At 64.2% G+C, this 26,147-nt stretch carries 25 protein-coding genes; 8 read left to right on the top strand and 17 right to left on the bottom strand.

The window, feature by feature from the left end; genetic code table 11:
- Nucleotides 1–92 precede the first annotated feature (92 nt).
- From AC1DZ8_RS25035 to AC1DZ8_RS24995, 9 genes are all read right to left on the bottom strand, one after another.
- A complete protein-coding gene (locus tag AC1DZ8_RS25035; protein WP_477310248.1) occupies nucleotides 93–971 on the bottom strand; it encodes an intradiol ring-cleavage dioxygenase in 879 nt (292 codons plus the stop codon).
- Between the two features lie 5 nt (nucleotides 972–976).
- Nucleotides 977–2,731 (bottom strand): FAD-dependent oxidoreductase, encoded by a 1,755-nt coding sequence (locus AC1DZ8_RS25030; RefSeq protein ID WP_477401789.1) that lies wholly within the window; start codon nucleotides 2,729–2,731, stop codon nucleotides 977–979.
- Complete coding sequence (locus tag AC1DZ8_RS25025) at nucleotides 2,724–3,812, bottom strand: branched-chain amino acid ABC transporter permease (RefSeq protein ID WP_477310244.1); 1,089 nt, start codon at nucleotides 3,810–3,812, stop codon at nucleotides 2,724–2,726. Before AC1DZ8_RS25025 ends, AC1DZ8_RS25030 begins: the two co-directional genes overlap by 8 nt.
- A gap of 5 nt (nucleotides 3,813–3,817) precedes the next feature.
- Entirely contained in the window at nucleotides 3,818–4,684 is an 867-nt protein-coding gene (locus AC1DZ8_RS25020) for a branched-chain amino acid ABC transporter permease (RefSeq protein ID WP_477401787.1), read from the bottom strand.
- A 238-nt stretch (nucleotides 4,685–4,922) separates the two neighbouring features.
- Nucleotides 4,923–5,624: an ABC transporter ATP-binding protein gene (locus AC1DZ8_RS25015; RefSeq protein WP_477310240.1), complete on the bottom strand. Its 702-nt coding sequence runs from the start codon at nucleotides 5,622–5,624 to the stop codon at nucleotides 4,923–4,925.
- Nucleotides 5,624–6,343 (bottom strand): ABC transporter ATP-binding protein, encoded by a 720-nt coding sequence (locus AC1DZ8_RS25010; protein WP_477310264.1) that lies wholly within the window; start codon nucleotides 6,341–6,343, stop codon nucleotides 5,624–5,626. Before AC1DZ8_RS25010 ends, AC1DZ8_RS25015 begins: the two co-directional genes overlap by 1 nt.
- Before the next feature lie 166 nt (nucleotides 6,344–6,509).
- On the bottom strand, nucleotides 6,510–7,784 hold the full coding sequence (locus AC1DZ8_RS25005) for an ABC transporter substrate-binding protein (protein ID WP_477310238.1): 1,275 nt from the start codon (nucleotides 7,782–7,784) through the stop codon (nucleotides 6,510–6,512).
- 22 nt (nucleotides 7,785–7,806) lie between these two features.
- On the bottom strand, nucleotides 7,807–8,868 hold the full coding sequence (locus AC1DZ8_RS25000; RefSeq protein WP_477310236.1) for a maleylacetate reductase: 1,062 nt from the start codon (nucleotides 8,866–8,868) through the stop codon (nucleotides 7,807–7,809).
- Entirely contained in the window at nucleotides 8,865–9,731 is an 867-nt protein-coding gene (locus AC1DZ8_RS24995) for a dioxygenase family protein (protein ID WP_477310234.1), read from the bottom strand. The genes AC1DZ8_RS25000 and AC1DZ8_RS24995 overlap by 4 nt, the downstream gene beginning before the upstream one ends.
- Nucleotides 9,732–9,821: 90 nt before the next feature.
- Between AC1DZ8_RS24995 and AC1DZ8_RS24990 the strand changes: the two genes are divergently transcribed.
- From AC1DZ8_RS24990 to AC1DZ8_RS24960, 7 genes are all read left to right on the top strand, one after another.
- Nucleotides 9,822–10,772 carry a LysR family transcriptional regulator gene (locus AC1DZ8_RS24990; protein ID WP_477310232.1) on the top strand — a complete coding sequence of 317 codons (951 nt, stop codon included), beginning with the start codon at nucleotides 9,822–9,824 and terminating at the stop codon, nucleotides 10,770–10,772.
- A gap of 197 nt (nucleotides 10,773–10,969) precedes the next feature.
- On the top strand, nucleotides 10,970–11,854 hold the full coding sequence (locus AC1DZ8_RS24985) for an AraC family transcriptional regulator (RefSeq protein ID WP_477310230.1): 885 nt from the start codon (nucleotides 10,970–10,972) through the stop codon (nucleotides 11,852–11,854).
- A 231-nt stretch (nucleotides 11,855–12,085) separates the two neighbouring features.
- Nucleotides 12,086–13,144 (top strand): ABC transporter substrate-binding protein, encoded by a 1,059-nt coding sequence (locus tag AC1DZ8_RS24980; RefSeq protein ID WP_477310228.1) that lies wholly within the window; start codon nucleotides 12,086–12,088, stop codon nucleotides 13,142–13,144.
- Nucleotides 13,145–13,295: 151 nt separating this feature from the next.
- Nucleotides 13,296–14,117: an ATP-binding cassette domain-containing protein gene (locus AC1DZ8_RS24975; RefSeq protein ID WP_477310226.1), complete on the top strand. Its 822-nt coding sequence runs from the start codon at nucleotides 13,296–13,298 to the stop codon at nucleotides 14,115–14,117.
- Entirely contained in the window at nucleotides 14,114–15,373 is a 1,260-nt protein-coding gene (locus AC1DZ8_RS24970) for a sugar ABC transporter permease (protein ID WP_477310224.1), read from the top strand. Before AC1DZ8_RS24975 ends, AC1DZ8_RS24970 begins: the two co-directional genes overlap by 4 nt.
- 24 nt (nucleotides 15,374–15,397) lie before the next feature.
- Complete coding sequence (locus AC1DZ8_RS24965) at nucleotides 15,398–16,126, top strand: SDR family oxidoreductase (protein WP_477310222.1); 729 nt, start codon at nucleotides 15,398–15,400, stop codon at nucleotides 16,124–16,126.
- A gap of 149 nt (nucleotides 16,127–16,275) precedes the next feature.
- Nucleotides 16,276–17,883, top strand: a complete 1,608-nt coding sequence (locus tag AC1DZ8_RS24960) for an FGGY-family carbohydrate kinase (protein ID WP_477310220.1) — start codon at nucleotides 16,276–16,278, stop codon at nucleotides 17,881–17,883.
- Between the two features lie 119 nt (nucleotides 17,884–18,002).
- Here the strand turns inward: AC1DZ8_RS24960 and AC1DZ8_RS24955 are convergent, their stop codons facing one another.
- From AC1DZ8_RS24955 to AC1DZ8_RS24925, 7 genes are all read right to left on the bottom strand, one after another.
- The gene (locus AC1DZ8_RS24955; RefSeq protein WP_477310218.1) at nucleotides 18,003–18,743 is read right to left on the bottom strand and encodes a hypothetical protein; all 741 of its coding nucleotides are present in this window, start codon (nucleotides 18,741–18,743) and stop codon (nucleotides 18,003–18,005) included.
- 114 nt (nucleotides 18,744–18,857) lie between these two features.
- The gene (locus AC1DZ8_RS24950; protein ID WP_477310216.1) at nucleotides 18,858–19,805 is read right to left on the bottom strand and encodes a phosphatidate cytidylyltransferase; all 948 of its coding nucleotides are present in this window, start codon (nucleotides 19,803–19,805) and stop codon (nucleotides 18,858–18,860) included.
- Nucleotides 19,806–19,887: 82 nt separating this feature from the next.
- The gene (locus AC1DZ8_RS24945) at nucleotides 19,888–20,556 is read right to left on the bottom strand and encodes a lysophospholipid acyltransferase family protein (RefSeq protein WP_477310214.1); all 669 of its coding nucleotides are present in this window, start codon (nucleotides 20,554–20,556) and stop codon (nucleotides 19,888–19,890) included.
- Between the two features lie 3 nt (nucleotides 20,557–20,559).
- Nucleotides 20,560–20,994, bottom strand: a complete 435-nt coding sequence (locus AC1DZ8_RS24940) for a hypothetical protein (RefSeq protein WP_477310212.1) — start codon at nucleotides 20,992–20,994, stop codon at nucleotides 20,560–20,562.
- A complete protein-coding gene (locus AC1DZ8_RS24935) occupies nucleotides 20,991–22,340 on the bottom strand; it encodes a phosphatase PAP2/dual specificity phosphatase family protein (RefSeq protein WP_477310210.1) in 1,350 nt (449 codons plus the stop codon). The genes AC1DZ8_RS24940 and AC1DZ8_RS24935 overlap by 4 nt, the downstream gene beginning before the upstream one ends.
- Before the next feature lie 16 nt (nucleotides 22,341–22,356).
- Nucleotides 22,357–24,138: a bifunctional alpha/beta hydrolase/class I SAM-dependent methyltransferase gene (locus AC1DZ8_RS24930; protein WP_477401820.1), complete on the bottom strand. Its 1,782-nt coding sequence runs from the start codon at nucleotides 24,136–24,138 to the stop codon at nucleotides 22,357–22,359.
- Nucleotides 24,139–24,179: 41 nt separating this feature from the next.
- Nucleotides 24,180–24,782, bottom strand: a complete 603-nt coding sequence (locus AC1DZ8_RS24925) for a CDP-alcohol phosphatidyltransferase family protein (RefSeq protein WP_477307604.1) — start codon at nucleotides 24,780–24,782, stop codon at nucleotides 24,180–24,182.
- A 102-nt stretch (nucleotides 24,783–24,884) separates the two neighbouring features.
- Here AC1DZ8_RS24925 and AC1DZ8_RS24920 point away from each other — a divergent pair, with 102 nt between their 5' ends.
- A complete protein-coding gene (locus tag AC1DZ8_RS24920; protein ID WP_477307606.1) occupies nucleotides 24,885–25,508 on the top strand; it encodes an NADAR family protein in 624 nt (207 codons plus the stop codon).
- Between the two features lie 10 nt (nucleotides 25,509–25,518).
- Here the strand turns inward: AC1DZ8_RS24920 and AC1DZ8_RS24915 are convergent, their stop codons facing one another.
- Nucleotides 25,519–26,016, bottom strand: a complete 498-nt coding sequence (locus AC1DZ8_RS24915) for a hypothetical protein (protein ID WP_477307608.1) — start codon at nucleotides 26,014–26,016, stop codon at nucleotides 25,519–25,521.
- Nucleotides 26,017–26,147: the final 131 nt, after the last annotated feature.

The following is a 26,147-nucleotide window of genomic DNA, read 5'->3' as shown; positions in this document are numbered from 1 at the left end:
GCGCGCACAAAAGCGTGAGCGGCCCGCGCCGATCGGGCGAGGGCCGCTCACGCCTTCAAATGATGTCCGAAAGGGCAGGGCTGACGGAGCGACTAACCTCTCGCCAGTACGAAATCGTGCTCGACCTCCCAGAAGGGGCCGGCGAATTCCAGGTCCTTGGCGCGCGCGGGATCGTCGACGCGCTTGAATTTGGCGAGCAGGCTTTCCTTCACGCCGAACACCGCATCCGAATTGATGTAGGGATCGTCGGGGTCGAAGATATGGGTGGTCAGCGTCTCGAACCCGTCGGCCTTGAGGATGTAGTGCAGATGCGCGGGACGGAAGGGATGGCGTCCGAGCGCATCGAGCAATTTGCCGACCGTGCCGTCAGCCGGGATCGGATAAAATTTCGGCTTCACCGCGCGGAACCAGTAGCGGCCGTCGGCGCCGGTGCGGAAGACGCCGCGCAGATTGAAGTCGGGCTGGATGCCCTTTTGCTGCACGTCATAAAAACCTTCGTCATTGGCCTGCCAGACGTCGAGCACGGCGTCGGTGATCGGCTTGCCCTCGGTGTCGAGGATGCGGCCATGGATGAACATGTCCTCGCCCTTCTGGTCGAGGCAGATATTGGCGCCCATCGGCAGTTCCGGCGCATCGGCGATGTGGAAGGGACCGAGCACCGTCGACTCCGATGCACCTGACGGCTTGCGGTTGTTGATGGCGTCGACCAGCATCGAGACGCCGAGCACATCCGACAGGAGAATAAACTCCTGCCGCCATTCGGTGGAGAGCTGGCCGGTTTTGGTCAGGAACATGATGGCCTCGAACCATTCGTCCTGCGTCGGCTCGATCTCCTTGACCGCCTCATGCAGTTTGCGCGTGATGACCTCCATCACCGTTTTCAGCCGCGCGTCCTTGGCGTTCTTGTTGCGGCCGGTGACGACCTCGACTGAATTTGCCTCGGTGAAGAAGCCTTTTTCGTGCGCTTCCATATCTCTCACCTGTCCAGAATTGATGTCAGGGCTTTGCGCAGATCGGCCGTTGGGTCGCCGCTGATCGCGTCCTTGCGCCAGCCGACATGCTGGTCCGGCCGCACCAAAAGCACGCCGCTGTCGCGGATTTCGCGGGCGCGCGCCCAGTCGCCGGAAAAATCTTGCCAGGGCTGGCGCGGGCCGATCAGGTGCCCGGTAATGTCGATGCCAAGCTCCTTGCCCACCGCCTTGGCAGCGTCGAGCCAACCCTGGCCGCCAATGCCGGTCAGCACGGTGAACCGGCCGTGGCCGGTCAGGTCGAGCGTGGAAGCCTTGTCGCCCCGATCCGAATGGACCCAGACATGCGGCACCCGCGCGCCCGGCCATGACGTCGGCTGATGGTGCAGTTCGGCGTCCTTCTCGAAGGCCGGTTCCTTCTGGCCGTCGGTGACGATGGCGTTCGAGATATAGCGCTGGTTCATCTCGACGCCATGGGCGTCGAATTCATAAACCTTGGCAGCGATGGTCTCGCGGATTTTTGCCCGTTGCGCTTCGGCTGCCGGCGTGTTGTCGCAGCGCGCATCCATGTTCGACTGCATCTTCACAGGGTCGATGGAATCGAGCAGGCCGAGCGCCTTGAAGATCGGCCCGAATTCCTCGATCGACTTGTTGGCGCGGGTGACGATCTGCCTGGCGACCGGCGCGCGTTCTTGCGAATAGCTGTCGAGCAGCTTTGGGCCGGCCTTGCCCTTGATGACATGGGCAAGCTTCCAGGCGAGATTGAAACCATCCTGGATCGAGGTGTTGGAGCCGAGACCATTCGATGGCGGATGGCGATGGATGGCATCGCCCATGCAGAACACGCGGCCCTTCGAGGTCTGCGTGGCGTACATGTTGTTGACCGTCCAGGTCGACACCGACTGGATCTCGATCTCCAGATCGGGATCGCCGACGAGGTCGCGCGCCACCTTTTTGGCGAAGGCGTCGTCGACCTTCGGCGCCGGCTGGTTGATGTCATAGCCCCAGACGATCAGCCACTCGTTCCACGGCCGGATCATCCGCACCAGGCCCATGCCGATGCCGCCGACATCGGCGCCCGGCTGCACCACCCAGTAGAGCACCGAGGGGCGGTGGGCGACGTATTTCGAGAGATCCGCCTTGAACAGAATGTTCATCGAGCCGCCGACGCCCATCTTACCCTCGAAGGGCAGGCCGGCATGTTCGGCGACCAGCGAATTGCCGCCATCGGCGCCGACCAGATACTTTGAGCGGATGGTGACGTCCTTGCCGGTCAGCCGGTCGCGGCAGGTGGTGGTGACGCCGTCCTCGTCCTGCACATGCGAGAGATACTCCATCGACATGCGCGCCTGCGTGCCGCGCGAGCATGCCGTCTTGAACAGCAGCGGCTCCATGAAAGTCTGCGGCAGATCGTTCATATGGGCGGGCGAGGACAGCAGATGTTCGGCGCGCGACAGCGGATGCTTGCCCCAGCTGCGCATGCGGCCGATCTCCTCGCCGGCAAGCGAGGTGCAGAACACGTTCTCGCCCATCAGATCCTGCTCGGTGGCGTGCATATAGGCCTCGCCCTCGACGTCCTTGCCGAGGTCGCGCAGCACTTCCATGGTGCGCTGGTTGGTGATGTGGGCGCGCGGCGTCGCCGCCAGCCAACGATAACGGTTGATGACCATGTTCTCGACGCCATAGGTCGAAAGCAGCGCCGCGGTCGCCGAGCCCGCAGGCCCGGTTCCGATGGTCAGCACGTCGGTAGTGATGTCAGCCATGCGGCCCTCCCTTTTTGGCTAATGGTTGCGGTCCGCCGGTCAATCGGCGGCGAACCGGAAAAAGCTGGATGCCGGTGCGCTCGGCGAACAGGCCCCACAGGCCGCGCGGCGCAAACAGCATGATGACGATGCCGATCAGCCCGAGGATCAAGAGATACCAGGAGCCGTAATCGGCGAGCAGGTTTTGCAGGATGTAGAAGACGATGACGCCGACGATCGGCCCTTCGATGGTGCCGATGCCGCCGATGACGACGATGAAGATGACGTAAGCCGTCCAGTCGACGACGGAGAAGGCGGCGTCGGGCGAGATGCGCGCCTTCTGCACATAGATCAGCGCGCCGGCGAGCCCGGTGCCGAAGGCGGCGGCGAGATAGACCAACGTCTTCATGCGGCGCGCATCGACGCCGACCGAGCGTGCGGCTTCCTGGTTGTCGCGCACGGCGGCGAGCCCCAGCCCTTGCTTGGAGCGCAGCAGGCGGTAGACGAGGCCGATCGTGGCGATGGCAAGCAGCAGCGCCAGCCAGTAGGTGAGGATGTCGCCCGCGCCGGAGGATTTGACGCCGAACAGCTCGCCGACGAACTTAAGCGCCGGCATGTCGCGGGTCGCCTCGCGTGGTAGCGAGGTGCCGGTGCCGCCGCCCAGCATCTTCCATTGTGCCAGCGCCAGTCGTACCACTTCGGCGATGACCCAGCTGCCGATGGCGAAATAGGCGCCTTGCAGGCGAAACAGGAAGAAGGCAGTGGGGATGGCGAGCAGCGCGCTGGCGACGCCGGCAAGCAGGATGGCGATCAGCGGGTCGAGCCCGGCGAGAATGACAAGCGCAAACATGGCGTAGGCGCCGAAGCCGACAAAGGCTTGCTGTCCCACAGACACCAGTCCAGCATAGCCGGCGAGCAGGTTCCAGTTCTGTGCCAGCACCAGCATGGTCAGGATGAAGAACAGGTCCTGCAGCACGCTGCGCGAGGCGAACAGCGACGCTGCGAAGGCGACAACGATGACGAGCGCGGCGACGATGGCGAATGTCGCCGATGCCTTCGTCCGTGTCTCGACTTTCCAGGGTGTGAGTGTGACGTCGGTCATGGCGCTCAATCCACCGCGCGCGGAAACAGCCCGCGCGGCCTGACCAGCAGCACCAGCAGGAAAGCCAGGTGCCCGGCCAGGATCTGCCATTCCGGATTGATCGCCGCGCCGAAGGTTTGCGCGATGCCGATGACGATGCCGCCGGCGAGCGTGCCCCACAGCGAGCCGAGGCCGCCGATGATCACCGCCTCGAAGGCGTAGATCAGCCGCGCCGGGCCGATGGTCGGATCGAAATTGGCGCGCGTGCCGAGATACAGTGCGGCGATCGTCACCACCACCATGGCGATGCCGGTGGCGGTGGCAAAGATCCGCTTCGGTTGGATGCCCATCAGCCCTGCGGTGACCGGGTCGTCGGAGGTGGCGCGGAAGGCGCGGCCGAGCGACGTCCGGTAGAAGAGTTGGTTGAGGCCGACAATCACCGCGATGGCCGACGCCAGCGTCAGCAGCGGCATGACGCCGACATTGATCGGGCCGAGCGCAACGGATGCCGACTCCAGCCCGCCAATGGAGATGCGCCGGCTGTCGGCGCTAAACCCTTCGAGCAGGCCGTTCTGGATAACGATAGACAGCCCGAAGGTGACCAGCAGTGGTGGCAGGATGTCTGTACCAAGCGTGCGGTTGAGCAGGAAGAACTGCAGTGCCCAGCCGAAGGCGAACATCAGCGGCATCGCCACCAGCGCGGCGACGAAGGGGTTGAGGCCGAGGGCCGAGACCAGCACCAGGATCAGGAAGGCAGCGAGCACGATGAGGTCGCCATGCGCCAGATTGACCAGCCGCATGATGCCGAACACGAGACTCAAGCCGGCTGCGAACAAGGCGTAGAGACCGCCGAGCAGGATTCCCTGGATGATGGTGTCGAGCGCGCTGGTCATGGGGTTTGACCCGATCGCTGATTGGCAAAGCCGAGTTCCCGCCCACCCCCCTCTGTCCTGCCGGACATCTCCCCCTCAAGGGGGGAGATTGGCAGTTCCTTCGACAGCGCTTTTCCTGCGACGTTGGTGATTTGCGAAGGCCGCAGTGAAGTCCGATCTCCCCCCTTGCGGGGGAGATGGCCGGCAGGCCAGAGGGGGGTGGCTGGGCTCGGTTTGAACGATCTATCCATCACCGCCCTCAATGCCCGAAATACGCGGCGTGAATATCTTCGCGCGTCAACCCAGCCGGCACCCCAGACAGCGTGATCCGCCCTTCCATCATGCAGTAGACGCGGTCGGCGACTTTCAGTGCCTGGCCGATGTCCTGCTCGACCACGACAATCGAAGCGCCGGCTTCGCGGATACTGGGAAAGGCGGCGTAGATATCCCGGATCACCACCGGCGCCAGGCCAAGGCTGATCTCGTCGCACAGAAGCACACGCGGATTCGACATCAGCGCCCGCCCGATCGCCACCATCTGCTGCTGGCCGCCGGACAGCGCCGTGCCCGGATTGGTACGCCGCTCCCTGAGGATCGGGAACAGCTCGTAGACCGTGTCGAGGTTCCAGTGTCCCTCGACCGCGCGTCCATAGAGGCCGATGAGCAGGTTCTCCTCGACGCTGAGCGACGGAAACAGCTTTCGCCCCTCGGGCACCATGGCGATGCCGCGCGCGACGATGTCGGGCGCGGGCAGAGCGCCGATCTTCTCGCCGTCGAATAGCACGGCGTCCGGCAGGTTCGCCAATATGCCCGAGATCGAACGCATCAGTGTCGTTTTCCCGGCGCCGTTGGCGCCGATGATGGCGATGGTCTCACCCTGGTCGAGCGCGATGTCGACGCCGAACAGCGCCTGGAAATCGCCATAGCGCGCAATGAGGTTTTTGGTTTCGAGCAGCGGCATCAGACTTCGATCCCGAGATAGATTTCGCGGACCTCGCGCGACGCCATGACGGTATCCGGCGCGCCCATGCCGATAACCTTGCCGAAATTCAAAACCAGCAACCGCTCGACCACCGAGTTCAACGCATGCAGCACATGCTCGATCCAGATGATCGACATGCCGCCTCTGTGGATGCCCCTGATGGTATCGACCAGCATGCCGCATTCGCCCTCGGTCAGGCCGCCGGCGATCTCGTCCAGCAGCAGCAGTCTGGGTTCGGTCGCCAGGGCGCGGGCAAGTTCCAGCCGCTTGCGCTGCAAAAGGCTCAAACCGCCGGCCGGATGGTTGGCACGGTCGATGAGCCCGGTCTCGATCAGAATCTCGGCGCAGCGCTCGCTGACCTCGGCTTCGGTCTTGCGCGCGCCAAAGGCGCCTGCGACCAGCAGGTTTTCGAACACCGTCAGCTTCTCGAAGGGCTGTGGGATCTGGAAGGAGCGGCCGACGCCGGCAAAGCAGCGCTGCATCGGCGGCAGTCTTGTCACGTCGCGGCCATCGAAAGTGATGCTGCCGGCATCGGCCGAAATGTTGCCGGTGATCAGGTTGAACAGCGTCGACTTGCCGGCGCCGTTCGGGCCGATAATGCCAAGCGCCTCGCCCTCGCCGAGCTCGAACGAAACCGCGTCGGCGACCGTGAGGGCGCCGAAGCGTTTCGAGACATTGGCGAGCGCGAGAATGGCCACGGCTAGAAAGCCCACAGTTCCTTCTCCCCGTTCACGGGGAGAAGGTGGCCCGAAGGGCCGGATGAGGGGCAGCGCGGCGTTCTGAGAAGCTGGCTCCGCCCCTCATCTGCCTGCCGGCATCTTCTCCCCGTGAACGGGGAGAAGGACGCTGTGTCTGCGGCGGCGCTCATCCGATAACTTCCATCTTGCCGCCGGTCGGGATATTCGGCGCGGTCTTGTTATCGGTGATGACGAGGTCGTAGCCGCCACCATCCTTCAGCCGCCACTGGCCGCCGACCAGCGGCGTCTTGGCGATGTTCTTGGCGGCGAAGGGCGGCAGATTGGCGCCGTCCCAGGCGATCGGCCCGACCAGCGTGTCGAGCTTGGTCGAGGCGATCGCCGCCGCCACCTTGTCGCCGTCATCGGGCGCGCCGGCGCGCTTCATCACATCGACCGCGATTTCGAACAGCGCATGGACAAAGCCGATCGGCTGCGTCCACTGGCGGCCGGTGGCCTTGGTGAAGCCCTCGGCGACCTGCGCCGAGCTTTCACCGGTCAGCGACGATTTGAACGGATGGTTGGGCGTCCACCAGACTTCCGACGACAGATTGTGGCCGGACTTGCCAAGCGCCTCGACCGATTGCGGGAACAGGATCGCCTTGCCGATCGATGCCACCTTTGGCGTGAAACCCTGCTGCTTGGCCTGGTTCCAGAAGGTGGTGAAATCGGGCGGGATCATCACGCCGGTGATGATTTCGCAGGAGGCGCCCTTGAAGGCGTTGATCTGCGCTGAGAAATCATCGGTCAGGTTCTGGTAGCGGCCGGTGTCTGTCAGCCCGTAGCCGCCCTTGGCCAGCACCGGCGGGAAGCCGACCGTGCCGTCGCCCCAGGCATTGCCGTCGCCGTCATTGGGGAACAGGCCGCCGACCTTTTTGTTGGTCTCGACCTGCGCCCACATGTTGGTGAAGACGGCAATGACGTCTTCCAGCCCCCAGAAGAAATGGTAGGCGTAATTGAACGGCTTCCACGAAGCGGGGTCGCCGGGATTGCCTTGCTGGCCGATGAACCAGGGCTGCCACGGCGCCACGGTCGACAGGCACGGTACTTCTTCGGCCTCGCAAGTGGTGGCGACCGGGTTGGTGGTCTCCGGTGTCGACGCGACAAGCATCAGATTGACCTTGTCGTTGACGATCAATTCCTTGGCGACTTCGGCCGCGCGGTTGGGATTGGACTGGCTGTCCTTGACGACGACCTCATAGTTGAGGCCGGCCGCCTTGGTGGCGGCGAGAAAGCCGTCGATGATGAACTTGTCGGCCTCGGCAAAGGCAGCCAGTGGGCCGGATTGCGGGCTGACATAACCGAGCTTGATCGGCGCGTTCTGGGCGATCGCCGGCATGGGAAAGCCGCCGGCCAGCAATCCGGTGGCGGCGGTGTTGCGGATGAATTCGCGTCTGGTAATCATTGTTGTTCCTCCCTTGTTGGCGTCAGTTCTGCGGACGTCTTCCCTCCCACGCGTCCTGCAACAGGGCGCGGATTGCGGCGCGGTCGAAAGGCCGCGGATTCCAGTATGGATTCTTGGTCGCGATCTCGGCGGCGCGGTCGAGATCTGCCTGCTTGAGGCCGAGCTCTCTGAGCGTCAGCGGCGCGCCGACAGACGTCGCGAAATCATGCAGACCGCCGCCGGCGCTGCCGCCAAAAATGTCGGCGACCGGCTTGAGCAGCTCGGGGACGGCGACGGCGTTGAAGCCGATCGTGTGCGGCAGCATCACCGCATGCGTCTCGGCATGCGGCATGTCGAAGGAGCCGCCCAGCGTGTGGCAGATCTTGTGGTGCAGCGCCATGCCGACGGTGCCGAGCACCGTGCCGCACAGCCAGGCGCCGTAGAGTGCGTCGCCGCGTGCATCGAGATTTTTCGGCTCCTTGATCAGCACTGGCAGTGCAGCCTTCAGCGCGCGCAACCCTTCGGTCGCCATCAAGGTTGAAATCGGATTGCGGTCCTGCGCGTAGAGCGCTTCCGCCGCATGCGCCATGGCATTGAGGCCGGAGGTGACACTCATCGCCACCGGCAGGCCGACGGTCAGTTCCGGATCGTAGATCACCACTTCCGGCAGGATTTTCGCATCGCGCACCGTGGTCTTTTCGCCATGTTCGGTCTGGCCGAGGATCGGCGTCACTTCCGAGCCGGCATAGGTGGTCGGGGTGACGATCTGCGGCAGGTCGGTGCGATACGCGATCGCCTTGCCAAGGCCGGTGGTGGAGCCGCCGCCGAGCGCGACGACACAATCCGCCTTGACTGCCCGAGCCTTGGCCATCGCCGCTTCGGTCACATCGACCGGCGTGTGCATGGCTGCGCCCGAGAAGGTGCCGACCGCCAATACGCCAAGCGACTTGGCAAGCGCCTCGCCGTCGGCCGCCTGGTGCGGTGTCGACAGCACCAGCGCTCTGCTGCAACCGAGCTTTTCGATCCAGGTGCCGACTTCGGCCGATGCGCCATTGCCGAAGACGATATGCGCCGGGCTGCCGGAATAGGTGAAGGAACGTGTCATGCCGCCCGGCTCCCCTTGCGCGCCATCGCCAGAACGAAGTTGAAATCGAGCGACCAGTCTCCGCGCTTGCCCGCGGCCTGCTTGAAGTCGCCGACCAACTCCGGCTTGACGCCAAACAATGCGTCTTCGCTGAGATGCGGATCGCCGCTCTCGAACACTTGCGTGGTCAATGTCTCGAAGCCATCGGCGCGGATGAGGAAGTGGATATGCGCCGGGCGGCTGAGCGGATAGTTCAGCTGTCTGAGCATCTGTCCGACAGGTCCGTCGTCCGGCACGCCGTAGCCCGCGGGCTTCACGGTGCGGTAGTGGAAACGGCCATCCTTGTCGGTGGCGAAGACTCCGCGGAGATTGAATTCCGGCTGTAGGTCAGGCTGCTGGTTCTCGTAAAAGCCTTGCGCGTTAGCCTGCCAGGTCTCCACCGTCGCGCTGGCGATCGGCAGCCCGTCGAGATCAGTCACTCGTCCCGTCACGATCAGTGGTTTGCCGACGCCGTCGAGCGAAATGTCGGCGCCGAGCGCCAGCCTTGGCGCATCGGCGCGATAGAACGGACCACGCCCTGTGTTGGGCGTCGCGCCGTTCGGCCGCCGCGAGTTGATCTCCTCGACCAGCGCGGTGACGCCGAGCAGGTCCGACAACAACACCCATTCCTGCCGCTTGTCGTCGCTGGCATGGCCGATCTCGGTGAGGAAGGCGATGGCCTGGCGCCAGTCGGCCGCGGTCGGGCGGGTTTCCCGGACGATCTGATGGAGATGGTCGACAACGGTGGCGAGGAAACGCGACAACGGCCCGGCCTTCGCCTTGAGCAGGCGCTGGGCAACCATCTCGGCCGAATTGGCCTCGCTGAACGACGGAATGCCGGACATGTTCCTCCCCGGTTTCATCTCAGGGAGGACATTAACGCAGGCCAAAGACAAAGATGATGATTTCTTCCCCGTTTAATATACCATATCGTTATGAAGCTCGATGAAAGGCATTTGATCCAGCTGGCCGCCGTGGTGCAGGCGGGCGGCGTCACCGAAGGCGCTGCCCTTATCGGCCTGTCGCAGCCGGCCGTCTCGCGCACGCTTTCGATGCTGGAAAAGCGGCTGGGCGAGCCGCTGTTCCTGAAAGGGCGCCGGCCCTTGCAGCCGACGCCGCTCGGCCGCGCGCTCGCCGATCATGGCCAGGTGATGCTGACGGCTTCGCGCAAGGCCTCCGACATCGCCGCCAATTTCAGCCAGGGGCGTTCGGGCGTGGTGCGGGTCGGCGGCACGCCGTTCTTCATGGATGCGCTGATCTCCGGCATGATCGCCGATTTCCAGAACGCCTATCCGGATGTCCGCGTCGACCAGAGCTATGGCTATCTCTCGGACCTGCGCGCCGCCATCAATGCCGACCGCATCGACCTTGCCGTCTGCCCAATCGACATTCTGGAGGAGGGGTCGGGCATGGAGTTCAGCGAGATCCTGCCCGGGCGCAACGTCGTCGCTTGCCGCGCCACGCATCCGCTGTTGCTGCGGCGCAAACTGAAAGCCGGCGACCTGCTCGACTATCCCTGGATCGCGCCGCCGCCCGGCAGCCCGCTGCTGGAGGATCTGCGCAGCCTGCTCCTGTCGCTCGGCGCCACCGAAATCAAGATCCGCTATTCCGGCGGATCACTGACCAGCGCCATCAACTACATGAAGGAAACCGATGCGCTGACCGTGCTGCCGCACAGCGTGGTCTTCGCCTTTCGCAAGGACAAGTCGATCACCGCACTTCCCGTGGCCATCCCGCATCCTGAGCGCGCGCTCGGCCTGCTCAGGCGCGCCGACACGCCGCGCGCCCCTGCCGTCGATGCCTTCGCCAAGCACATCCGCCGGAGCTTCGACAATTTGAAACACCTCATAAAGCGCCATGAACAGGCGGTCGTCTGGGGCGCCTGAAGTCTCCTGCATACTCGCAAACGCGTCGCCTCGACCGCAAAAATGTCAAAAAAGTATCAGTGAGGTGGACACACCGTGGTGGCGGCGGCAAGGATTGCCGCCTAAGCTTTGATCACTGCAGAGAGCGGCAAACGCGGCCTGCGGGAGAGGGCACTGCAACTGGTCGCATGACCGGACCGGCGCCGGGAGGAACTGACATGAATCCGGACTTGGAAGTCGTCCAGATCAGACGCGGAGAGTCGTTCAAGGCCTGGGCCCACGGCTATCCCTTCCACACCGTGCGCTGGCACTTCCATCCCGAATATGAAATCCACCATGTCGTCGCCACCACCGGCCATTATTTCGTCGGTGATTTCATCGGCGAGTTCGAGCCCGGCAATCTCGTGCTCACCGGCCCGAACCTGCCGCACAATTGGGTCAGCGACGTGCCGGCCGGTACCAGCGTGCCGCTGCGCGGCCGCGTCGTGCAATTCTCGCAAGAGTTCATCGCCGACGCCACCACCGCGCTCCCCGAACTTGCCGGTTGCGAAAACATTCTCGAACTCAGCCGCCGCGGCGCGCTGTTTTCCGCTGCCACCGCGAAGCTCGCCGCACCTGTGCTGGCCGAACTGGTCGAAGCGCAAGGTGTTCGTCGCATCGCGCTGTTCATGGAAACAATCGATATCCTGAGCCGCGCCGCCGATGTGCGGACGCTGACCAGCGCCAACTATCTGCCCGATCCCTCCGGCTTCATGTCGGCCGGCGTCAACAAGGCGCTTGCCTATATCAACGCCAATTTGACCGAGCCGTTCAGCGAGAGCGATTTGGCGGCGATTGCCGGGCGCAGTCCGAGCGCGTTTTCGCGCAGCTTCCGCCGTCACACCGGAATGGCGCTGGTGCAGTACGTCAACCGGCTGCGCATCAATCTCGCCTGTCAGCTGCTGATGAGCGAGGCCGATATGCCGATCACCGAGATCTGCTACGCCGCCGGCTACAACAACATTTCGAATTTCAACCGCCAGTTCCTGACACAGAAAGGCATGTCGCCTTCGCGCTTCAGGGCCTTGCTGGCGGAAAACATCAGCGCGGAGATTGCCGCCTAACAGGGAGGACCGGGAGGAGCTTTAGACATTTTGGGAAGAAAGGACGCGGGGCGTGCGTTGGAGGCGCCCCGTGCTGGAGATCGCTTGTCCTGAAATCCAGCGATATCAAGAGGATGCGCAGCACAGATCAAGTGCGTCGTCATTCCTTGCAACAGTTCGACTTGCAGTCAAGGCCCGGCGCGCCATGTGGTGTCCAGGGCTTCGTGAAACAATTGAAACGGAGATATCAGAATGACCAGAATTGCTTCGACGGGAGCCTTTGCGCTCACGCTTTCACTCCTCAGCGGCACCGCCGCCTTCGCCGCCCCGGTCACCGACGCCACGGTCGCCTTCCTGATGCCCGACCAGGCCTCGACCCGCTACGAGCAGCACGACTATCCCGGCTTTGCCGCCGAGATGAAAAAGCTCTGCCCCGGCTGCAAGGTGATCTACCAGAACGCCGATGCCGACGCCTCGCGTCAGCAGCAGCAGTTCAATTCGGTGATCTCGCAGGGCGCCAAGGCGATCGTGCTCGACCCGGTCGACTCGACCGCCGCCGCCTCGCTGGTCAAGCTGGCGCAGAGCCAGGGCGTCAAGGTCATTGCCTATGACCGCCCGATCCCGACAGCACCGGCCGACTTCTATGTCTCGTTCAACAATGAAGGCATCGGCAAGGCCATCGCCGACTCGCTCGTCGAACATCTCAAGGCGCTGAAGGTCGATCCGGCCAGCGGCGGCCTCTTACAGATCAACGGCTCGCCGACCGACGCGGCCGCCGGGCTGATCAAGAAGGGCATTCATTCCAGCCTCGACAACAGCGGCTACAAGATCCTTGCCGAATACGACACGCCGGAATGGGCGCCGCCCAAGGCGCAGCAATGGGCAAGCGGCCAGATCACCCGCTTCTCCACCCAGATCGTCGGCGTCGTCGCCGCCAATGACGGCACCGGCGGTGGCGCCATCGCCGCCTTCAAGGCGGCCGGCGTCGATCCGGTGCCGCCGGTCACCGGCAATGACGCGACCATCGCCGCGCTGCAGCTGATCATCGCCGGCGATCAGTACAACACCATCTCCAAGCCGAGCGAGATCGTCGCCGCCGCTGCCGCCAACGTCGCCGTCCAGCTTCTGTCGGGCGAGACGCCGAAGGCTGAAATGACCCTCTACGACACCCCTTCGCAGCTGTTCACGCCGGCGGTGGTGACGCAGGAAAACCTCAGGGCCGAGATCATCGACAAGAAGATCAACACCGCCGAAGAGCTCTGCGTCGACCGTTACGCCGAAGGCTGCAAGAAGCTCGGCATCACCAACTGACAATGCATGTCGCCCAAAAGTGCCCAGCGGTTTTGGGATAACGACATGCATAAAAGGAAGACGTAGAATCCTGATCCTGGCTTCCGGCCGCCTGTGCGGCGGCCGGAAGTCCCAGTCACTCTTGACCGGTCATCCGGAAAGGTTTGCCACAATGTCTGACATCTCCGACGGACCGGTTTCGGCAGGCGAGCTGGTGCTCAGCCTGCGCGGCATTTCCAAGAATTTCGGCGCCGTTTCGGCACTCACCGATATCGACCTCGACGTCCATGCCGGCGAGGTGGTGGCGCTGGTCGGCGACAATGGCGCCGGCAAGTCGACGCTGGTCAAGATCCTGGCCGGCGTCCACCAGCCGACGTCGGGCACCATCAATTTCCGCGGCAAGCAAGTGACCATGCCCGACCCGAGTGCCGCACTGACGCTCGGCATCGCCACCGTCTTCCAGGACCTCGCGCTGTGCGAAAACCTCGACGTCGTCGCCAACATCTTTCTCGGCAAGGAGCTCAACCCGCTGCGGCTGGACGAGGTGGCGATGGAAATCCGCGCCTGGACGCTGCTCAACGAATTGTCGGCGCGCATTCCAAGTGTGCGCGAAGCGGTCGCTTCGCTGTCCGGCGGCCAGCGCCAGACCGTGGCGATCGCCCGCTCGCTGCTGCTCGACCCCAAGGTCATTTTGCTCGACGAGCCGACCGCCGCTCTTGGCGTCGCCCAGACGGCGGAAGTGCTGAACCTGATCGACCGGGTGCGCGAACGCGGCCTCGGCGTGTTGATGATCAGCCACAATATGGAAGACGTCCGCGCCGTCGCCGACCGCATCGTCGTGCTCAGGCTCGGCCGCAACAACGGCGTCTTCGAACCCGACGCCTCCAACCAGGAACTGGTCAGCGCCATCACCGGCGCCGCCAACAATGCGGTGTCGCGCCGCGCCGAACGGCGCAAGGCAGCACAGGCGCAATCACAGGAGCAGCGGCCATGAGCGCAGAGCCCAAGCAGGACACCTCCTCGTCGACGGCGCTCGACCGTAGCGACGTCCGCGTCAAGCACCAGGCAGGCGTCGGTGGCGCGATCAGCGCCTTCTTCGACCGCGTCCGCTCCGGCGACCTTGGCTCGCTGCCGGTCATCGTCGGCCTGGTCATCATCTGGAGCGTGTTCACTGCCCTCAATCCGGTGTTCGTCTCGTCGAGCAACCTGGTCAATCTGCTGTTCGACTGCTCGACTGTCGGCGTCATCGCGCTCGGCATCGTCTGCGTGCTGATGGTCGGCGAGATCGACCTGTCGGTTGGCTCGATCAGCGGCTTTGCTTCGGCCATGGTCGGCACACTGTGGGTCAACCAGGGCTGGCCGGCAGCGCTCGCGATTGTCGCGGCACTCGCTGTCGGCGGCTTCGTCGGCGCGCTCTATGCCTTGCTGTTCAACCGGCTCGGCATGCCGAGCTTCGTCTCGACGCTGGCCGGCCTGCTCGCCGTGCTCGGCTTGCAGCTCTACATTCTGGGATCGACCGGTTCGATCAATCTGCCCTATGGTTCGAACCTGGTGAATTTCGGCCAGCTGCTGGTCATGCCGGACTGGCTCTCCTATGCGCTGGCGGCGGTGCCGGGCATCGTCATGCTGATCACCGGCCTTCGCACCGTCAGCCGCCGCCGCGCCGTGAACCTGTCGGCGCCGTCGGTCGGCGGTCTCATCGTGCGCGTCGCCGCCTTGACCATCCTGCTCGAGCTGATCGTCGGCTATCTCAACCAGGCGCGCGGCATACCGTGGATGTTCGGCCTGTTCGTCGGCCTGGTGGTGGCGATGAACTATGCGCTGACCCGCACCCAATGGGGCCGTTCGATGACCGCCGTCGGCGGCAACCGCGAAGCGGCGCGCCGCGCCGGCATCAAGGTGCGCTCGATCTATCTCAGCGCCTTCGTCATGTGTTCGATGTTCGCCGCCCTTGGCGGCGTGCTGTCGGCGGCACGCCTTGCCTCTGCCAGCCAGCAGGCCGGCACCGGCGACGTCAATCTCAATGCCATTGCGGCGGCGGTCATCGGCGGCACCAGCCTGTTCGGCGGCCGCGGCAGCGCCTACTCCGCGCTGCTCGGCATCATCGTCATCCAGTCGATCGCCAGCGGGCTGACCTTGCTCGATCTGTCGTCGTCGCTTCGCTACATGATCACCGGCGCCGTTCTGGCGATAGCGGTCATCGTCGACTCCCTGGCACGCCGCTCGCGGGTTTCCCACGGCCGCGCCTGAACGCAATCGTAACTCGAGGATAAAATGGCTCAGGATTTGAGTGGAAAAGTCGCGGCGATCACCGGCGCTGCGTCAGGCATCGGGCTGGAATGCGCCCGGGCGCTGATTGCCGCCGGCGTCCGCGTCGTGCTCGTCGACCGCGCCGAAGATGCGCTGAGGAGCGCGTGCGCCGAACTCGGTCCCAATGCCATCCCGCTGGTGATCGATCTGATGAAGCCGGCCAGCGTCGCCACCATGATGCCTGAGATTCTCGACAAGGCCGGCCAGCTCGACATCTTCCACGCCAATGCCGGCGCCTATGTCGGCGGCCCGGTGGTCGACGGCGACCCGGATGTGTGGGACCGCGTGCTGAACCTCAACATCAATGCCGTGTTCCGTTCCGTCCACGCCGTGCTGCCGCACATGGTCGAGCGCAAGAGCGGCGACATCATCGTCACCTCCTCGATCGCCGGGCTGGTGCCGGTGGTCTGGGAGCCGATCTACACCGCCTCCAAACACGCCGTACAGGCCTTCGTCCACACGGTGCGAAGGCAGGTCGCCCCGCACGGCCTGCGCGTCGGCGCGGTACAGCCGGGACCAGTGGTGACGGCGCTGATCAGCGATTGGCCGAAGGACAAGCTCGACGATGAATTGGCCAAGGGCGGCCTGATCCAGCCGGTCGAGGTCGCCGAAGCCGTGCTGTTCATGCTGACGCGTCCGCGCAACGTCACGATCCGCGATCTAGTGATCCTGCCGCAGAGCAATGATTTGTGAGGGGAGTAAGGCAGTAGGGCAGTATGGCAGTAGGTGAGGGCGCTTTGCCCTTGCGGCTGACTGCTCACGACTGACACTCTCCCTACTGCCCTACTGCCCTACTGCCCTACTGCCCTACTGCCCTACTGCCTAACTCCTCGAGGTTCCCCATGTCCCACTTCCTCGGCATCGACGTCGGCACCGGCAGCGCCAGGGCAGGGGTGTTCGACAGCGCCGGCGCCATGCTCGCCTCGGCGAAGCGCGACATCGCTTTGTTCATCGAACCTGGCGAAATCGCCGAGCAGTCGAGCGAGGATATCTGGCGCGCAGTGTGCGCCAGCGTGCGCGAGGCGGTAACGAAGTCGGGGCTTGCCGGGCGCGACATTGCCGGCATCGGCTTCGACGCCACCTGTTCGCTGGTCGTGGTCGGCAAGGGCGGCGCGCCGTTGCCGGTCGGCGGCTCGGGCGACAGCCAGCGCAACATCATCGTCTGGATGGATCACCGCGCCCTTGACCAGGCGCAGCGCATCAATGCCGGCAGATATGCGGTGCTCGACTATGTCGGCGGCACGATCTCGCCGGAGATGGAAACGCCGAAGCTGCTGTGGCTGCGGGAGAATCTGCCCGCCACCTTCGATGCGGCCGAGCACTTCTTCGACCTCACCGACTATCTGACATGGCGCTCGACCGGCAGCCTGGCGCGCTCGATCTGCACGCTCACCTGCAAATGGACCTATCTCGGCCATGAGAGGCGCTGGGATGAAGCCTATTTCCGCGCCATTGGCCTCGGCGTGCTCGCTGACGAAGCCTTTGCCCGCATCGGCACTGAAGTGGTCGAAGGCGGCACCGCGCTGGCGCAGGGCCTGACCGAAGCCGCCGCGGCCGATCTCGGCCTGCTGCCGGGTACGCCGGTCGCTGCTGGTCTCATCGATGCCCATGCCGGCGGCGTCGGCACGGTTGGCGGGCAGGGCTCCGTCGGCACGCTGCAATCGCGTATGGCCTATGTCTTCGGCACGTCGGCCTGCACCATGGCCAGCACCAGCGAACCGGCTTTCGTGCCGGGCGTCTGGGGTCCGTATTTCTCCTCGATGGTGCCGGGCCTGTGGCTCAACGAAGGCGGCCAATCGGCGGCGGGCGCGGCGATCGATCATCTCATCGCCTTCCACCCCGCCTCGGCTGAAGCATCCGCAAAAGCCAAGGCGGAAGGTCTCGGCCTGACCGCTTGGCTTGGCCGGCAGGCGGCAACGCAGTCGACCGACCTGTCCGCAGTCGCGCACCTCGCCGAAGGGCTGCATGTCGTGCCGGAATTCCTCGGCAACCGCTCGCCCTTCGCCGACCCCGAGGCCAAGGCGCTTATGGCCGGGCTCGGCATGGACACGTCACTCGACAGCCTCGTCGCGCTCTATGTCGCCGGCCTGCTGGGCATCGGCTATGGCGTGCGCCAGATTCTGACGGCGATGGCCAACAAGGGCATTCCCATCGACACCATGGTCGTCAGCGGCGGCGCGGCGCAGAGCGACCTGGTGCGTCAGCTGCTGGCCGACACGACGGGCCTGACCGTCGCCGGCTCGACTTCGCCCGAACCGGTGCTGCTCGGCTCGGCTATACTGGCTGCGGTGGCTGCCGGGACCTATCCAGATGTGATCGCGGCGATGACCGGCATGTCGCGCATCGGCGAGATCTATCGCCCGGCCGGCGGTGATCTCATGCCCTGGCACGACAAACGTTTCGCCGCTTTCGAGTTGCTGCAGCAGGCGGGACGCGCGATCCGCGACTGATATCGTTTCGCCGCGGGTGTGCGTTCACCGTTCTGTTCGTGGCGTTGTTACCGTTTTCGCGAAATCGGTAACAGCTGTCGTCTCGACAAGCTGCAGCGCAGCAGAAAATTGTGCTGACTTCATTCAGCCACTTTGGCCATGATGCAATCTAGCGAAGGAAGCGGTGTCAAACCATCCTTGGTTCGTTCTTCCGGCGCCGGAGTTCCGTCTTCTTGGGCAGCACATTTGTAGATCGCTTCAATTACCAAGCCCCGAATCGTCGCATCAGGAAGTGTCAGGTAATCGAAGTACCTATCCCGCGTCGGAAAGCCCTGCAAATAATCAAGCGCGGTGTGGAGGCAATCATCAAGCTTTGCCTCTGCTTTTTCGCGGAAGATGGCCTCGTCTATGAGGATGATTCCTACGGCAGCCCATGTTTTTCTGCTAAGAAATTTGTATGCGGTACATCCGTCTTCGCCAACCTTCGCTGTTGCAACGAAGTCCTTGTAGAATGGCAGCAGGGCGGAACTGGCTAAGGCCGACGTTACATCGTTTTGCCAGTTTGCTCCGTCGGCAGCGATTATGGAAATTTGGGCTGCCCCGAATGTCGGGAAAAGACCATTTAGATCGCCCCTGAGGACTTTATATCGCTCGATCGAACTGCTTACATTCAAATGAGCCGCTACAACTTCGTATGGCCGACGCCATGTTGGCCAAACGTAGATTTTCCCATCGCGCGGCAGCGGTCGTAGATAGCTAAGAGCTGCGTCTTTGGCTGCTTGCTTGCGAATGCCTTCTTTTTCAGCTGGCCACGCGGGATTCCCCAACAGCGCCAACGAGAGCGCCGCGTAAAACCATATCTGGAGCGCCTTGTAGGTCATCACTCCCACCCGCCAAGCAAACTCCGGCAATCTCTAGTGCATGAGGCTTAGCAGGGCTTTGAGTGATGTCGCCAGCCAAATCTGTAGAGGCAAAAGGCGTCTAAGTGCAGATTCTCACACCGTCCAGAAATAGCGGACGATGTGGAAGAACACCGGAGCGGCGAAGACCAGGCTGTCGGCGCGGTCCATCATGCCGCCATGGCCTTCGATGAGGTGGCCCCAGTCCTTGACGCCCTGGTCGCGCTTGATGGCCGACGCGACCAGCCCGCCGAGAAATCCCATCAGGCAGGCGATGAAGGCGACGCCGGCCGCCGCCAGGGGCGAGAACGGCGTCAGGAACGACAACAGCGCGCCGAGCAGGCTCGACGCCACCAGCCCACCGACCAGCCCTTCCCAGGTCTTGGACGGCGAGACGGAGGGCGACAGCAGATGCCTCCCGAACAGCTTGCCGAAAATGTATTGCAGCACGTCGCTGCCTTGCACGGTGATGATCAGGAAGGCGATGAGCAGGAGATTGCGTCCTTCGAAACCGGGCACGTTGAGGGTCAGCAGCGCCGGCACATGGCTGACGCAGTAGACCGAGATCATGACGGCCCACTGCTGCGCCGACACGCGCTCGAGGAAGCGCTCGGTGTCGCCGTTGAGCGCCGTGATCGCCGGCATCAACAGGAAGCAGTAGACCGGGATGAAAATGGTGAACAGCCCGTACCAGGCGGTCCACACCAGCCAGTACTGGTAGGGAATGATGATGCCGAACATGCCGAGCAGCACCCAGTGATCGCTGCGCCGGCTGTGCGTCAGCGTCACGAATTCACGCAGCGCCGCAAACGAAATCAGCGCAAACAAGATTGTCATGCCGGTGCGGCCGAAGAAGAAGGCGACCGTGATCGCCACCACCATCACCCACCAGGCATTGATGCGCTGGTTGAGGTTGACGAGCGTCGAGGGCAGCGGCTTCGGCGCCCGCCACGACAGGATGCCGGCAACAATGCTGGCCGTGGTCAGTACCGCGACCAGGCCAACCAGCAGGATGACGGTTTCATGTATCGGCGGCAGTGTCATGCGAAGTCTCTGATCATGATCTAATCTTTTCTTGGAGCATGATCTTTTCCAAAAACCGGTACCCACTTTTTGGGATCATGCTCTAGTCGTCCCGATCGGGGCGGGGGTCGAGCGACAGCAGTGTCTGGCGCGCGCGCTCTAGGAAAGCGCGGCGCTCCTCGCCGGGCTCGATCGCCACCGGCGGACCGAAGACGACGCGGCACAAAAGCGGCACCGGCAGGAACTGGCCCTTGGGCAGCACGCGCGACATGTTCTTGATCCAGCACGGGATGAGTTCGACATCGGGCCGCGCCATCGACAGATTGTAGAGGCCGGAGCGGAACGGCAGCAGGTCCGCCTCCGTCGTGTTGCGTGTGCCCTCCGGAAACAGGATCAGTGAATGGCCCTGGTCCAGCACCGACAGCATGATCGAGATCGGGTGCTGCGTTTCGTCGGTCCACTGCCGGTGGATGAGCACGGAAGACAGCATGTCCTCGGCGATGAAGCGGCGCAGCCGCGACTTGCCCCAATATTCGGCCGCCGCGATCGCATGCGTGCGGGCGCGTACCTTTTCGCTCAGACAAGCCGACAACAGGATGAAGTCGCCATGGCTGGCATGGTTGGCGAAGTAGATGCGCTGGCGCTCTGACGGCTGGCTGCCGTTCCAGATTGGCCTGACGCCAGTTACCACCCACGCTGCCGCCGACAGGCCGACCGAGGTCACCGTCTGCAGCAAGGTGAAGGTGTTGGCACGCAGGTGAAGTTTTGTCATGGCTCAAACAAATGCCGCCACAAGGGATACTGCCGCAAAGACGGCGAGTGCCAGGCGCTGTCTTGTCAGCAGGCGACGCGTGCCTGCCATGCGATGATCGAGCGACCGGCCGCCGGCAGCGGTGGGTTTCAGACGCATGCGCGCCAGTACATCGTCGACCGCGGCGCCGCCGGCAGCCTCGGTGGCGTGGCTGGCCATCAGCCGGAACAGCAGCGCGTCGAACAAAAGCAAGGCCGAAAGAGCCAGCGTGGCTACGGCACCCGCAGCCGCAATCAACCAGGCCGCCGCCGACAGCGCTGTCGTCTGCGGGGCGGCGGCCAGGCCGATGATCGGCGCTGCCATAACGCCGGCCACCACCAGCAGGATCGGCCACACCGCCTGCACCATCAGCCCGGCGGCTAACGCCTCGGCCTTCTCGGGAAAATTCTCGCCGTTCATGCCGGCCCACTCATGCCCAATTCGTCCGCCGCGCCATGAAGATGCACCGGCCGACCCGATGCAGCGAGCTTTTTACGCGCCTGTGCAGCCGTGTGCGAGCGTCCGGTTACAACCAGCCAGTCGGCGACGATGGCCGCACTGCGCTGGAAGCCGAGCGCGCAGCAGACTAGGACGGTGCCGCGCCGGCGCGCCAGCTCGATCGCCGCCACCGCCCGCTCCAGCCTGTCATGCGGCGGCTCCACGAGGTCGAGCATGGCATAGCTGAGCCAGCGGCTGGTCACGCCACCAGGCCGTTCCAGCTCGCCGGCAAGGTCGATCACGGTGCCGAAACGGTTGGCCTCCACTGCGCTCGGAAAGCGGCCGAAGAAAACACCGTCGGTGATCTCTGCTTGTGGCGCGAGTTCACGGGTCCATGCCCAGATGTTCACGCGGGCGCCGAGCCGGTAGGGCAGAAGGAGAATCCGGCTGGCCAGCGAGACGCTGCCGTCGGCCGCCTTCTGGAACACTTTGGCGCCGGCCCCGGCATAGGCAAAGGCGACGATGGCCAGCGCCAGCGCCGGCCACAGCAGGATGAGAAAATCGGCGGAGACAAATGCGCCCGCAGCCGCGGCGGCCAAGGCAAGCGCTGCGCCCAGCGCATAGTATCCCGCCAGCCGCCGCGCCTTCGGGTCGGCGGTCAGCCGAAAACCCCAGAAGGGCAATTCGCCCTTGGCCGGAACCAGCCACAGCGCAAACAGGCCGAGCAGCGCGCCGGTTGGAATGTCGATGAAATGATGCTGCCAGGTCGTCAGCACCGAGGCGCCGATGAGAAAGCACCAGACGTGCCAGACGGGCCTGAGCAAGCTTCCCAGACGGTGGTGAATCAGGGCATGGCGCCAATGGTCCCAGATGATCACCAGAAGCGCGATGTGCAGCGATGGCGCCTGGTTGAACGGCTTGTCGAAACCGCCGAGCACCGCAAACAGGAAGCCCGGCAAGCCGGAGGTCTCCGGCCGCACGAAGGTCGCCGTCAGCGGAAATGCGATGAAGCAGGCGACGGCGACGACCTGCGCCGTCAGATAGCGGCCGGCAAGCCGGTCGACGCCGCGCCTGGTCGTGTTGAGCAGCAGCGACAGGCCGTAGAACAGATTGATCGACCAGTAGGGCACGATCGTCCAGGCGACGAACGGGATGGCGTGTTCCCAGGCATAGACGATGCTGCCGACATGATCGCGCCGCGACGCCAGCCAGTTGGCGAAGCCATAGGTCGAATAGAAGAACGGCGCCAGCAGCACCAGCCAAAGGGCGGCTCTCAGCACGATGCCAAAATAGGGTTCCCGCGCCGGGGCGGGGGCAGGGTCGGTCAAAGACAGGATCATGGTCTCAGACGCGCCGTGCGACTGAAACGGTGAAGATTCCCCATTGGTCGATGCGCTGGTCGATCTTCTCGAAACCCGCCGCTGTCACCAGCTGGTCCATCTCGCCTTGCGTGCGCCGCCGCATCACCCAGGCCTGGCCGCCGCGATGCGAGGTCAGGCTGCGCGCAATCATTTCCAGCTGCGGATGCCAGGGCTGGTTGGTGTAGATGAGCAGGCTGCCGGGCTGCATGGCGCTGGCCAGCCCGCCGAGCGAACGGGAAATCATCTGGTTGTCGGCGAACAATTCGTAAAGCCCGGAGACGATGGCGAGGTCCGGCGCCGGCTCTTGCCCGGCCAGCATTCCGGCATCGAAAGCGTCGGCCTGATGAAAGGTGACGCTGGTCGGCAGATGCCGTTCGGCGATCAGCTTCGAGCCGAGCCCGACATTGAGCCCGGAATAGTCCTGCAGCCGCACGCTGGCCGGCGGCTCGGCACATTTGGCGACGGCATCGAGCACATAGCGGCCATGGCCGGCGGCGATGTCGAGCATGTGGACGGGGCGGCCGGCCGCCTTCAGGCTGGCGACGGCATTGCCGATCAGCTCTTCCAGATGCAGCTTTCGCTGGCGGATGCCGCGCCAGCCGATGGCGTCGAGGAACGTGCGGTCGATCATGCGGCCGACGAAGCCGGTGCCGCGCGCGTCGTTCTCGTAGACATAGTCGAGCGTCGAGCCGGAATCGAAGCCGGTGGCAATGCCCGTCTTCATGCCCGAAGACAGCCAGGCGCCCATGCGGATCGAGGCGCGGCTCATCGCCCAGTAGAGACCCTTGGGCGACAGCAGCGCCAGCGGCGAGGCGAGCTTGTCGGCTTCGTCACGGGTATAGCCGGAGCGATCGGCCGAGGTCAGGTCGATTGTCTTTTCCGGCTCGGCGAACTGCTTTTCGAGGAACGGCCGGATCAGGTCCAGCGCCTGCTTACGATCGCGTTCGCCCAGCGTGTCGTGGAAGAAGCCGGGCAGCACATGCCGCTCCTTGGCGCTGCTGCCGAGATTGACGAAGAATTCGTGCTGCGGTGCGTGCCGCACAACCCAGTCGCTGCCCGACACCAGCAACTGCGTCGGCACGGTGATGGCGCGGGCGTCGGCGACAATGCGGGCGGCATGGTCATAGAGTTCGACCAGGATGTTGGAAGCGATCGGCCTTGTGATCAGCGGGTCGGCGTCGAAGGAGGCGATGCGCTCGGCATCATGCGTCAGGAACTTCGCCTTGACGTAGGAATTGACGAAGAAGCGGCCCTTGAGCTTCTGCCACAGCGCAATGCCTTCCTTGGCGAAGGGCACGTAGAGCTTTACCGAAAAGGCCGGCGAAGCAACCACCAGCGCGCGGATGTCGGGTGCATAATCATGCACCCAGGCGGCGGCGAGAACCGCGCCGAAAGATTGCGCGATCAGCGCGACATCGCGCTGGCCAAAACCATCCCGGCCGATCTCGCGCACCAGGCAATCAATGTCGCGCACCAGTGCGGCAAAGGACGGCGCATAGCCGCGCTCGCCGGCCGAGCGGCCATTTCCGCGCGCGTCCCAGGCGTAGAAGGCATGGTCGGGCATGGCGAGTTCGTCGACCAGATGCGCCATGCGGCCGCCATGCTCGTGGCCGCGATGGAACAGCAGGATCGCGCCTTTGGGCGTCTGCCCGACGGCCGGCCAGTAGCGGTAGAAAATCTCGGTGCCGTCATGGCTCTTGAAGGTGCGCTCCTGCGCGATGCGCTCAAGGCTTGCCGGTGCTGCGGCGGTGACGGTCTGGTGGATCATGGTTCCCCTCTGGCGGTCGGGCTGCTGACGCTTCTGCATCAGGCGTCGCCCGCTCTAAGGCCGCTGCGTATCCGGTTGATGGCGGTTACGAGAGACAGTGTAGCCATGACCGGAAACACAAAGGGTGTGATCGCCTCGACCCACAGGCCGCAGGCGATGAGGAAGCCGATGACGCCCAGCGCCAGCGCCCGGTCGCTTTTGCCGAACGGCCCGGCATAGTTGCGCCCGCTGCCGGCGGCGACGCCGAGCACGCCGGCGAACTCGACAAGCATGGCGGCGATGGCGAAAGCGACGACACCCCAGGCCGGGAACAGAGTGGCAAAGGCCAGGATCAGCGCCAGGTCGGAGACGACGTCGCAAAGTTCGTTGAGATACATGCCGAGTTTTGACGCCTGCCCATGTTCCCTGGCCAGCATCCCGTCGATGGCGTTGAGCGCCATGCGTACGAACAGCACCACAGGCATCAGCAGGAAAATCGCACGATGGTCGGCAAAGACGGCAACCACCAGGCCGGTGGCGATGGAGAGCACGGCGGCGAGAAGCGTGATCTGGTTGGCGGTGACGCCGGCGTCGGCCAGCCGGTCGGCCAGCGGCCGCAACCTGGCCTGAAAAGCCGGTTTCAGTGCATAGAGCGTAGGCATATGCGATCCCCCCGACCGCGGCTCATGACAGTGTCGGCGAGATTGGTCAATCGGCGGGCAAGACGCAAGGGGAGTTCTGCCAGGCATAGCCGGCAAAAAAGAATGGCAGGCCGAACCGTTACTCGTACCCTGTCACCGGCGTTGACAAGCAACCCGCCGTTCCGCTTCATCCCCGCCATGACTTACGACCGTGCTTGGCTCGAAGCAGGCGTCCGCGCAAAATCCCGGCCGAAGCTCCTCTTCTTCTGGGGCCACCAGCCGTCCAAGGAAGGCCGCATCACCACCTCCTGCCTCAGCCAGTGGTGGCCGGCGCCGTTCTGCGTCGATGGCTTGACCTACCCGACAGCCGAACACTGGATGATGGCCGGCAAGGCGCGCCTGTTCGGCGACGAGCAGGTTGCAACGCAGATCCTCGGCGCAGGCAGCCCGAAGCAGGCCAAACAGCTTGGACGCCAGGTCAGCGGCTTCGACGCGGCGCGGTGGGATGCGGAGAAATACCGCATCGTCACCGAGGGGAGCTTTGAGAAATTCCGCCAGCACAAGGCGCTCGGCGCGTTTCTGCTTTCGACCCGCGATCAGGTGTTGGTCGAAGCGAGCCCCGTCGACCGGATCTGGGGCATCGGCCTGGCCGCCGATGACGAGCGCGCCGGCAACCCGCTATTGTGGCGCGGCGAAAATCTGCTTGGCTTCGCCCTGATGGAGGCACGCGACCGGCTGCGCGGATGAGGGCAGGGCGTCAGTCGGCATCGCCGGCAGAGCTTTTGCCGCACTGCGCCAGCACCTTGCCGATAGCCCCGCTCGAGCCCGTCAGCGGAAAGCTGTTTTTGCCATATTTGTCGGCCGAAACCGTGACGTCGCCCTTGCCCCGCAACAAAGCGAGCAGCGGGTCGGTCGGGCCTGACAATTCCAGCGTGAAGTAATTGTACATCTCCTCGAGCTGAAGCGTCTTCGTTATGCTCTTGTCGGCGGCCTTGAAGGTGAAGGAAGCGCTGTTGCCCGGCTCCAGTTGCTGGCCTGCTGCGCCGAGATCGTAGCTCAGCACCGGCTTGTCGAAACAGACAAGCATCAGATGCGCATCGGCCTTCGGCCCGCCGCACACCGAGGCCGTCAGCACTTTGCCGCCTTCGTCCTCCTCCATTTTAGCGGTCCATTTGCAGGACGCGGCGGAGGCCGGCTGCATGACTTGCAATGCGGCCGCGACGGCCACGATGAATCTCGCCAATCCGCTTCTCATGATTGCCCCTCCCGAGCCATCGCGGCATCTGCCCGGAACAACGGATGCCGTGGCGCTGAGCCGATAATTGGCGAAAACGGCTGCGCGCGCAATCTCCCCCCAGGTGGGGGAGATGCCCGGCAGGGCAGAGG

The sequence above is a fragment of the Mesorhizobium sp. P2_F7 genome, from assembly GCF_056403695.1.
Note: the sequence above shows the minus strand (reverse complement) of the source record. Positions and strands in the feature narration are given on the sequence as shown.

Coding starts and splice junctions, on each gene's coding strand:
- AC1DZ8_RS25035 (WP_477310248.1), bottom strand. CDS start 971: ATGGAAGCGCACGAAAAAGGCTTCTTCACCGAGGCAAATTCAGTCGAG.
- AC1DZ8_RS25030 (WP_477401789.1), bottom strand. CDS start 2,731: ATGGCTGACATCACTACCGACGTGCTGACCATCGGAACCGGGCCTGCG.
- AC1DZ8_RS25025 (WP_477310244.1), bottom strand. CDS start 3,812: ATGACCGACGTCACACTCACACCCTGGAAAGTCGAGACACGGACGAAG.
- AC1DZ8_RS25020 (WP_477401787.1), bottom strand. CDS start 4,684: ATGACCAGCGCGCTCGACACCATCATCCAGGGAATCCTGCTCGGCGGT.
- AC1DZ8_RS25015 (WP_477310240.1), bottom strand. CDS start 5,624: ATGCCGCTGCTCGAAACCAAAAACCTCATTGCGCGCTATGGCGATTTC.
- AC1DZ8_RS25005 (WP_477310238.1), bottom strand. CDS start 7,784: ATGATTACCAGACGCGAATTCATCCGCAACACCGCCGCCACCGGATTG.
- AC1DZ8_RS25000 (WP_477310236.1), bottom strand. CDS start 8,868: ATGACACGTTCCTTCACCTATTCCGGCAGCCCGGCGCATATCGTCTTC.
- AC1DZ8_RS24995 (WP_477310234.1), bottom strand. CDS start 9,731: ATGTCCGGCATTCCGTCGTTCAGCGAGGCCAATTCGGCCGAGATGGTT.
- AC1DZ8_RS24990 (WP_477310232.1), top strand. CDS start 9,822: ATGAAGCTCGATGAAAGGCATTTGATCCAGCTGGCCGCCGTGGTGCAG.
- AC1DZ8_RS24985 (WP_477310230.1), top strand. CDS start 10,970: ATGAATCCGGACTTGGAAGTCGTCCAGATCAGACGCGGAGAGTCGTTC.
- AC1DZ8_RS24980 (WP_477310228.1), top strand. CDS start 12,086: ATGACCAGAATTGCTTCGACGGGAGCCTTTGCGCTCACGCTTTCACTC.
- AC1DZ8_RS24975 (WP_477310226.1), top strand. CDS start 13,296: ATGTCTGACATCTCCGACGGACCGGTTTCGGCAGGCGAGCTGGTGCTC.
- AC1DZ8_RS24970 (WP_477310224.1), top strand. CDS start 14,114: ATGAGCGCAGAGCCCAAGCAGGACACCTCCTCGTCGACGGCGCTCGAC.
- AC1DZ8_RS24965 (WP_477310222.1), top strand. CDS start 15,398: ATGGCTCAGGATTTGAGTGGAAAAGTCGCGGCGATCACCGGCGCTGCG.
- AC1DZ8_RS24960 (WP_477310220.1), top strand. CDS start 16,276: ATGTCCCACTTCCTCGGCATCGACGTCGGCACCGGCAGCGCCAGGGCA.
- AC1DZ8_RS24955 (WP_477310218.1), bottom strand. CDS start 18,743: ATGACCTACAAGGCGCTCCAGATATGGTTTTACGCGGCGCTCTCGTTG.
- AC1DZ8_RS24950 (WP_477310216.1), bottom strand. CDS start 19,805: ATGACACTGCCGCCGATACATGAAACCGTCATCCTGCTGGTTGGCCTG.
- AC1DZ8_RS24945 (WP_477310214.1), bottom strand. CDS start 20,556: ATGACAAAACTTCACCTGCGTGCCAACACCTTCACCTTGCTGCAGACG.
- AC1DZ8_RS24940 (WP_477310212.1), bottom strand. CDS start 20,994: ATGAACGGCGAGAATTTTCCCGAGAAGGCCGAGGCGTTAGCCGCCGGG.
- AC1DZ8_RS24925 (WP_477307604.1), bottom strand. CDS start 24,782: ATGCCTACGCTCTATGCACTGAAACCGGCTTTTCAGGCCAGGTTGCGG.
- AC1DZ8_RS24920 (WP_477307606.1), top strand. CDS start 24,885: ATGGCAGGCCGAACCGTTACTCGTACCCTGTCACCGGCGTTGACAAGC.
- AC1DZ8_RS24915 (WP_477307608.1), bottom strand. CDS start 26,016: ATGAGAAGCGGATTGGCGAGATTCATCGTGGCCGTCGCGGCCGCATTG.